The organism is Tepidibacter sp. Z1-5, assembly GCF_037844525.1.
In the GTDB taxonomy this organism is placed as follows: Bacteria; Bacillota; Clostridia; order Peptostreptococcales; family Peptostreptococcaceae; genus Tepidibacter_A.
The window spans coordinates 68715-78037 of sequence record NZ_JBBMMD010000034.1; the positions used below are offsets into that span (position 1 = coordinate 68715).

A 9323-nucleotide genomic window follows, 5' to 3' on the forward strand; every position below is an offset into this window, starting at 1 on the left:
TAAAAAATCCAAAACATACTCTAAAATAAAAAGAGAATGTTTTGGATTTTTATGAATAATTCAATTTAAATTTATTATTTTTAGTAATAATATCCAACAATTTCCATTTGATATGAACCATGATTTACGAACTTAGAGTTATGCTCTGTAGTTATATCAAATGCATATGGATTATCTTCTGCTTTTACAGGTACATACATCAGCTCTGTATGGTCTATTCCAACTGGTTCTAATCCATTATGATCTTTTGATGCAGAAGTACCTAAATCTGCACTTTGTCCATTAATGTTTATTCTTAACTTACTAGAACCAGCATCCTTAGTAGTTACCTTTACCATATATCCTTTTGGAGTTTCTGTAAATCTATCTCCATAATATTTTTTATTTATGTTAGCATATTGTTTTTCTATTGCTGTTGATGCATTTTTTAGTGGAATCGGATTAATATCTTCATAGTAATATTTACCTTCTTCAGAATAATATCCAATAACTGCTACTGTATATTTTGATTTATTTTGATCTTCTTTAAACCACTCAACAGTTTCAGAATCCTTTCCATACCATTGTGTATGTTCACTAGCATTTACTTTAACTTCTATTTGACCTGGATTATAAGCATTTGCTGGTATATAAACAATTTCACTATGAGTTGGTGCATAATACGCTCCCATTTTGTATCCAAATCCAGAAGAATCAGATGTTCCCATAGATACTGACGTCTCATCATTTGTACTTGGATTGAATGTAAAGTTAATATTGTCACTACTTACATTATGTGTTGTTATCTTAACTAAATATCCTGTTGCATCTAGATTTCCATTTATGTAACCTGTACCTGATTTTTTATTTATTACAGTACTATTATTTTCTTTATAACTTGGAGTAAACTTACTTCCTTCATTACTTCTTACATAATATCCTTCTAATGTTAATCCATTTGTATCCCCACTATAATTTTCTAAATCTTTTGCAGAAACCGCAAATGTATAATGATGTTTTGGATCCGCTAAAGGTTTAAAAGTATCAACTAATTTGTAAGAACCAGTTTTATTATTGAAAGTTGACATAATCGGTGTAATATCTGATGAACTTGTTCTAAAATTTGATTCATCTCCTAAATTAGGTATGCTTTTATCTAAACCAAATACATCTCCATCAAAATTAACCCCATCAAATAAAACAAGTCCTCTTCCTTTACTTTTTAGTGAATCATAATATTCCCATACAGAACTTATGCTATTATCCCATTCATCATGCCATTTATCCCAAGCGAATGATTCATTTTTAAGCATTGTTCTATGTTGGGCTACCTTTCTTCTATAACCTAAATAACCATTAGCAGCACTATAATTTTCATAATCATAAATTCCTACAAAAGCATGATCATCCCATTTATGATGTTTTAAACTGATAGCAGTATTTGGCTTATACCAATTCCCAGATGAATTAATCATTAAATCCCCTAATATAGGTTTTCCTTTTTTATCTTGTTCAATTAATCCTGTATAGTATTTGTTATTACCAAATCCTACATACTTAGATGTATTATGTTTATCATCAGTTACATCTTTTGAAAGTACAAAACTTTCTGCACCATTTTGTTTAAGCTCTTCTATTAATCCTTTAAGATTGCCATTGTTTAAACTTTTTTTATCTCTCACAAAAGTTAAACCAGGTTTTACATACTGTGATGAAACAATAGCATTTTGAGTAGTGCTATTACCTTTTATATCATAAGCTACAACTTTTACCGTATGTAAATCTAAATTCTTTACTTTAGAAGCAAATGATGAATTTGTTTTATATAGCCCATTTTCTGTATTCTCTAATTCTACTTCTATTTTTTTGCCATCATTTTGTTTTATTTGTGCTATTACTCTTTCTACCTCAAAATATCTCGGAGCAACATTTGCTTGTATATAAGCTCCTTCTTTATTAAAATCTACTTTTGCCAATCTTATATTCGGACCATTTTTTTGAGAATCTGCACTTGGTTTTTCAAGCATGATATTCATTCCTGGTCTTAATTTCAAGTTAAAGATATTGTCACCACTTCCAAGTTGTTTACGTACTTCTCTTTCAGTTCCTTCTCCAAAATTTATAATCCAAGATCTATCAAATTTTTCTCCTTCGATTATCAAGTTTCCTTTACTATCTACTTCTGTATCGTATACTAATTTAATGGCTTCTCCTAAAGTTAACTCGGGTGTTAATTTACCAGTTTGCTTTGAAGGATTTTTTGCAGCAACCTTTCTCTCTATAAGACCTTTTTCTCCTGGTAAAGATACATTTATTGTTGCTGTTCTTGATTCAATATCAGTTGTATATAATGACCAATCTTTTAATTCATAATCAGATGTTCTATACTGTGCATAAGTTCTATTTGTTGATAAGCTAAATGGTGTTCCATGTTCAATCATATTCACTTGATCTAAAGTTAATGTAATCTTAGTATCATCTCCACCATAACTATCTACATTAAGACCACTTGAAGAACGTGGATATTTACCACCTGGTCTAATAGGAGCAGATTGAACACTTTCAGGAAGATTTAGTGTTTTAGCAGAAGCTTCTCCTATAACAAAAGATACATTAGGTTTTACTTCATATGCGGTTGCCGTTCCTTTATTTTCATAATGTAAGTTAAATGCAAGATTCGCTGCCTCTGCTGGGTTTTTAGAAACTTCTTCAGTAAACTCCTTACTTTCTTCCTCGCTCGTACCTTTATCTATAGATACAGTATCTGATTTAGTCTTAGAATAATTGTATCCTAGCTCAACAGACACTGTGTGTTTTACTTCTGTACCTTTTGTACCTGCTGTTATTTCCGCTGAATATCCTACTCCTACATCACACCCATTCGTAATTTCAGTAGATGTTTCTTGAACAGTATTATGAGATATACCTTTTGTTTTACCTTCAGTATTTGATGTTGTATGCTCATCTGTTGATGTCATCTTAATAGAATCTAAAGTCACTCTAATATCTGGATAAGCAGCAACTAATGGATGGTTTCCTGGCCAAATTACACTATCATCCATTCCTATACCGGTTACTTCTTGATAGTCTGTATATGGATCTCCATCCGTATTAGCTGTTAATGGAGATGTCACGTATTTTGTATACTTACCTTCATACGAATCTTCCCATTCTTCTATTTCACCATCAATAACAGTGTATCCTTCTGTTTCTAATTTATCTGTGATACCATCCTCATCAGTATCTTCATCTTCGCCATTTTCATCTTTATAAAATCTTTTAATTGGTCCTAATAATTCACCTTCTCTTACTATGCTTTTTCTTATGTACTCACCTTCGTGATAAATCTCTAATTCAGGTGAAAGTTTATCATTATCCTCTGAGTTTAAAGAAACCTCTTCTTTTTCATCTTCTTTAGAATAAACACTCTCAGTTACAGTCTCTTCTTTATCTGTAACAAGCTTTATTTCTTCTTTTTCTTCTTCTGGAACAACATATTTGATTTCAAATTTATATAGTTTTCCAACTTGTAGCTCTACTTTTTTACTACCTTCTTGTTCTCCGTTTGATACTTTTTTCCCATCAAATATCTTATTTCCATCTACATATATTTTAATGTCTCTATCTTGATTTGTAGAGAAAGTATATGTATCTGTATATTTAGGCGATATACAGCCTTTCCAATAAACTGATTTAATTTTTTTATCATTAATAACATCACTTAAATCAATCTTTCCGTCCATTTGAACTTTAGACTTATAAAAATCTTCAAACTCAGAATCAGTATAATATTGTACACGTAAGCCTAAATTTTTCACCTCTTCGTTTGGTGAATACGATTCTGCTTTGTTAGCACTTGAATAAGCCCATGCTTCTGTTAAAGATACACTCTGCCCAAATGCCATCATAGTAGCCATAGTTATAGCTACTAATCTTTTTTTAGATATCATTAGATCATCTCCCTTCGAATATTTTTTTGATATATTTATATTTATATCTATATTTATATTATACACTACATTTTTCGACATTTTTCTTAATTTTTTCTTAAATTTCTCCGGTAATTCTGTTCACTTATCAGTTCTATATGCAAGTCTAAAATCATATTATTTCCTTATATACAAAAAAAAAGATGGCTAATTTAGCCATCTTCTTAATTAATTCATCTTTATTACATCACCAGTAAAATCTAAAAATTCCCCAGTTAAAGCATCCATATATTTTATATCTTCCATTCCTTCTTTTTCACTTATCTTATACATTAATTTTATCTCTTCTTTGTCACTTTCTTGATCGTATATAGTTACATAGAAAAGCTTAACTTCATTTTTATCAAGATATGACTGTTTTACTTTCTCATTATTTAAAGCTTTATTCTTATCTGCAAATACTTTACTATTGTCCCATTCACATTCTATACCCAATACATTATTTGTATTTAAATCCACATAAACAGTTACATCATTATCTCTATAAACTACTCCATTTACAAGTCTATTAAAAGAATAACTTCCAACTTTATCATAAGTTACATTTCCTTCTTCATCTTTATAATCTCCTGTCTCTTTTATCATTTCAGTATCTATATTTGTTCCTCTAGTTTGACAGTTATCCTTTATAACTTGTAAAGCTCTTTCGTATCCATCTTCCCATGTATACTTTGGCTTTACATCAATTTCTTCCCATTTATCAAGGTCAGTATCCATATATATTATTTCTTTATTATTCTTATCTATTACTATCTTTCCATTTGCTTCATTTCCTTCTTCATCTTTATAACTGAATCTAACTCCCCAAGCTTCTCCCTTTGATGTCTTTTCATTTTCAGAATCCCCAAGTTCTTCTATACTAGTAATAGTTATATCTTTATTTAACAATTCTTTAATCTTTTGTGTTGCGTAATCTCTCGCCTCTTGATTATTTAAATTGTAGCTTGGTATTTTTACTGATACTGATTCTTTATAATTTTCTTTACTAATCTTATCTGTATCTATATTTTTTATATAATACTCAAGTTCACCATCTTTAGCATCTACCATACTTGAAGTTTTATAGTAAGGAGAATACACAAATTTTACTTCTTTATTTCCGTCTTTATCATATGTATCTATATACATAGGTCTCATCTCTATATTATCTTCTATAATATTTGTAGCCTTAGATTTATCTATTACATTTTCAACCTTTGGAATATCAACATTCTTATTCCAATTTAAGCTATACTCAGATAATCTACCAGTTTCTTTATCTACACTTATATTTATTCCTTCTTCATCAAACTCTACACCATTTAAAACCCTTTTGTATTCAAAATTGAAACTAAAATCATCTTCTTTTTCTATAAATTTAATGTCTTTAACTTTATCAGCCTGCATTTTGTTAACTAAATCATCAGCTAGTTTTCTAGCCTCCAACTTAGTTATTTCACTATTCACTTTAGCATGCGAATATATAGATACACTAGATACAGTTTTATCAGGTTCAATAAAGACATCCATATCTATATAATTTTTATTTTCTCTGCATATATATATACTCCAAGATCCTTCTTTACCTCCTTCAGAAACCTCAATATCAAAATCATTATCAATATCTATATCGAAATATTTCTCAACTGTCTCAACAGCTATCTTCTTAGCTTCATCCTCACTTAAATTCTCATTTGCAAAAGCAAATATACAACTACTAATAACAAAAACAAATACAAATAAACTTAAAACCCATCTATTTTTCATAAAAACACCCCTTTACTTTTTTTGTATGTACAAGATGATAATACCATATTGTGGGTTATTTTTACAACCATTTCTAGTTCCTCCCTATAAACTAAAAATGATGCTTATTAAAATATTTTAATAAGCATCATTTTTTTAATTACATTCCACTTTTAGATAAAGCCTTATATATACTCACAGCCATCTCTGTCATAGTAGCATTATCCTTAGGTCTAAAGTTTGAATTATCTCCATTTATTATACCAAGACCCTTACATACTGCTACATATCCCTTGTAGTTATTATCTATACTAGCTTCATCACCAAATCCAAGTGAATACACACCTTTCATATTAGCCATTTCATCTTTATCTATAAGCTTAACTATCATCTTAGCCATCTCTTGTCTTGTTATCTTAGCATCCTTGTTGAAGTTTTCTTCTTTGTTATCTACAAATTTATACTCAACAGCGAATTTTATATAAGACATATCTTCATCATTATCTTTTATATCCTTAAATTTAACTTTTTCAATATCATTTAATTCATAAGTGTTATAACCTTTAGCATTTACAATCATCTTTACAGCATCTATTTTAGATATTTCTTTATTAGGTTCAAAATCTTTAAAATCTATTATATGATTATCACTTAATATAGTAAGCTCTTTTTTAGCCCAATGGTCTTTTACTTTATCTGAATAATTTTCATCATCATTTTTCTTAATTTTCATTCCATTATAATCCAGTATATCCCCAGTGATTGAATCTACACGTTCTATCATATACATATCTTTTATACTATATAGAACTTTTGCATTTTCAACATCTTTTCCATTATTAATATTGAAATAACCTAATTCTAAATTAGCATTATCAAAGTATATATCCTTAGCCTTATCTTTATCAATTACATTTTCAACTGTTGGGAATTTAGCTTCTTTATCCCATCTATATTGAATTTGCTCTATATCACCAGTTTTAGCATCAACACCTACACATATATTATTATCTTGATAATCTATCTTATCGTTAACTCTTGCAAAGTTATAGATGTATGTTTGTGCATTTATTTTCTTACCATTTACATAAAAATAAGAGTTTTGTTCTAATAATTTAGTATTTACATCCTTAATATTATATCCATAATACTTACTCAAAATATTTACAGCCTTATCATATCCTTCACTCCAGCTTAACTTAGGTTCAAACTCATCATCATCATTAAAATTATAACTATCAAATGATATCATTTCACCTGTAAGTGCATTTATATATATACTTCCATCTAAATCTTTGTTTTTAATATTAAAATCAGCTCTCCATACATTTTTTCCTCTTGCTATAAAGCGTGAACTATTTTCTTCATATCTTAATCTATCAATTTCAAAATCATCTTTTATAATTTCTTTTACAATAGATTCAATTATATCCTTAGCCTCTTTTTCTGTTAATTCAGCGCTTCTATCTTTAGGCTTAGTACTATTAATATATATTTTCTCTTTTTCTTCATCTTTTATATCTTTATATTTTAATTCATTTTTCAATCCTTCCCATCCAACTACATCTCCACTTTTAGAATCTACTAAAAATCCTTTTTCCCATTGTGGAACGTAAGATAAATTTATCTTCTCAGAATTTCCATCATCATTTTTATCTACATCAGAATATACAAGTTCCATATTAACATTATCCTTTAATGTCTGCTTTGCCTTGTCCTTATCTATTACATCTTTATTTTCATCAAATTTCATATCGTAATCCCAATTCAAGCTATAACTCTCAATCTTGCCTGTATTTCCATTGACTTCTATATTTATTCTATTTTGATCAAAATCAAGTTTATTCTCCTGTCTTACATATTCAAAATCATAATTTGGTCCGCTAAAATCTCTTGAAAAATAGTTATTATCAGTAAGTCTTACCTTATTACTCTCATCAGGATTTATTTTCTTTAAAAAATCATCAGCTATTTTTTTAGCTTCTTCCTTTGTCATAGTTGCAACTAATTTATTCTCATCCCAAGTATCATATCTAAACTCTAGTATTTTACCGTTATTAGAATCTATTTCTACATCTATATCTACGTCTATATCCTCTTCATGCTTATTCCAATTCATACTCCACACACTTATACCTCTATAATTCTCATCTTCAAGTTCTAATCTAGATTCAAACTTATTATCTAATTGAATTCCTAGATAATTTTTCACCACATTCTCACTAATCTTCTTAGCCTCATCCTTTGATATATTAGATTGAGCAAAAGATAGTATCGAACCAACTAATACAAAAAATACTGTAAAAATACTTAACACAATTCTTCTAAAATTCATAACGTTCCCCCCTTGTTAATACAAACTCCTTACCATTATACTATATTTTTGTAAATAAATTGCAATTTATTTAGTGTCCCTTTTCTATTTCTATATCCATATATAGAGTTGAAAGGGGATGATATTATGGCAATAACAAGTATTAAAACAGGAACAAGTTTAAAATTAAAGTATTCTTTAGGTCTTAATGAAAAAGGGGTTGAAAAGTTCAAGACAACATCTATTAAGAACCTAGGATTAGATGCAACCGATGAAAATCTATTTGGCATGACTACTTTAATGAAGGAGATGCAGAATAATTCTTTAGTTGAGGTTAAGAAGGTAGTGGATACTGATTTAAGCGAGTAATTTTATCGCCAAAATATATCTATGAGAATACCGTTCATGCAATAGAATTTTTATAGATATTAAAGGTTTATTATATTTTTGTTATAATCCCACAATTAAAATTATTAAATTTTCTCTCTTAGGTTAAATTTTATTTCTGTTCAAAACCTTAATAATTTAAGTTGCTAGTTATGGAGTATATATCAGAATTTTCAATTTCACCTCAGAAAATATAATAAACCTAACGGGTGTGGTTTTTGGAGAATAAAACATAGGGGGGTAATATTATGGAAAAGAGACTTGATATGAAATTTATTAAATCTGACGGTAAGAAGGTGACTGTTAAGGTTCATAGCTTAAAGGATGATGTTGATGACAGTGATATAGATGCTTTAATGGATTATATAGTATCTAAGGATCTATTTAAGTTCAGTGGAGAAAACATAGTTAAGAAGGAATCTGCTGAGATTGTAACTACTCAAACTGAAAATGTTCATATTAACTAATTGATTAAGGGGCTAATTTTAGCCCCTTTTTACTCTATCGGAAATTATAAGGAGGGATATTATGAGTGATATTTTAGGACTTGTTTCTAATGTGGGTTTTCCAATAGTTTTGTCCATTTATCTTCTAACGAGGATAGAGGAAAAGCTTGAGAATTTAACTCAAAGTATTAACAAGTTGAATAATGTAATATCTAGAATAGAAGCAAAAGAATATTGATACTAAAAATTTCAAATACAGATTATGTGGGTTATCAAAAACTAAAGAACTACACCTAAAAAATGACTCTTATTAAAATGTTAGCTACCTAAATTTCGTACAAATGTAATTATTTATTCACTATAAAATACCAATTGATTAAATCTCTAATTTGGAAAAATTATAGCTCTTAATCCCAAAACAAATGACATTAAAATACCGCTAATGTTGTTTTCAAAAAAGACAAAAAGAAACAAAGGTAATTA

Annotated in this window: 6 protein-coding genes; 3 read left to right on the plus strand and 3 right to left on the minus strand. The window is 28.6% G+C overall.

The features are described 5' to 3' along the window. Positions 1-80: 80 nt before the first annotated feature. The 3 genes from WJW32_RS07315 to WJW32_RS07325 all read right to left on the minus strand — a co-directional run bounded on the left by WJW32_RS07315 (position 81) and on the right by WJW32_RS07325 (position 8028). Complete coding sequence (locus WJW32_RS07315) at positions 81-3929, minus strand: binary toxin-like calcium binding domain-containing protein (protein ID WP_340256883.1); 3849 nt, start codon at positions 3927-3929, stop codon at positions 81-83. A gap of 207 nt (positions 3930-4136) precedes the next feature. After that, positions 4137-5714, minus strand: a complete 1578-nt coding sequence (locus WJW32_RS07320; protein WP_340256884.1) for a YcdB/YcdC domain-containing protein — start codon at positions 5712-5714, stop codon at positions 4137-4139. A 139-nt stretch (positions 5715-5853) separates the two neighbouring features. After that, positions 5854-8028, minus strand: a complete 2175-nt coding sequence (locus WJW32_RS07325; protein WP_340256886.1) for a YcdB/YcdC domain-containing protein — start codon at positions 8026-8028, stop codon at positions 5854-5856. A 126-nt stretch (positions 8029-8154) separates the two neighbouring features. On the opposite strand from WJW32_RS07325, the gene WJW32_RS07330 reads away from it, so the two are divergent. The 3 genes from WJW32_RS07330 (at position 8155) to WJW32_RS07340 (ending at position 9078) form a co-directional block, all read left to right on the plus strand. Beyond that, positions 8155-8376: a DUF1659 domain-containing protein gene (locus WJW32_RS07330; RefSeq protein WP_340256887.1), complete on the plus strand. Its 222-nt coding sequence runs from the start codon at positions 8155-8157 to the stop codon at positions 8374-8376. A gap of 266 nt (positions 8377-8642) precedes the next feature. Then, positions 8643-8861, plus strand: a complete 219-nt coding sequence (locus WJW32_RS07335) for a DUF2922 domain-containing protein (protein WP_340256889.1) — start codon at positions 8643-8645, stop codon at positions 8859-8861. A gap of 61 nt (positions 8862-8922) precedes the next feature. Further along, on the plus strand, positions 8923-9078 hold the full coding sequence (locus WJW32_RS07340; RefSeq protein ID WP_340256891.1) for a YvrJ family protein: 156 nt from the start codon (positions 8923-8925) through the stop codon (positions 9076-9078). The last annotated feature ends 245 nt before the right edge of the window (positions 9079-9323 follow it).

Bases quoted from the DNA above. Each gene is read 5' to 3' on its own strand.
- WJW32_RS07315 (WP_340256883.1), bottom strand. From the start codon at position 3,929: ATGATATCTAAAAAAAGATTAGTAGCTATAACTATGGCTACTATGATG.
- WJW32_RS07320 (WP_340256884.1), bottom strand. From the start codon at position 5,714: ATGAAAAATAGATGGGTTTTAAGTTTATTTGTATTTGTTTTTGTTATT.
- WJW32_RS07325 (WP_340256886.1), bottom strand. From the start codon at position 8,028: ATGAATTTTAGAAGAATTGTGTTAAGTATTTTTACAGTATTTTTTGTA.
- WJW32_RS07330 (WP_340256887.1), top strand. From the start codon at position 8,155: ATGGCAATAACAAGTATTAAAACAGGAACAAGTTTAAAATTAAAGTAT.
- WJW32_RS07335 (WP_340256889.1), top strand. From the start codon at position 8,643: ATGGAAAAGAGACTTGATATGAAATTTATTAAATCTGACGGTAAGAAG.
- WJW32_RS07340 (WP_340256891.1), top strand. From the start codon at position 8,923: ATGAGTGATATTTTAGGACTTGTTTCTAATGTGGGTTTTCCAATAGTT.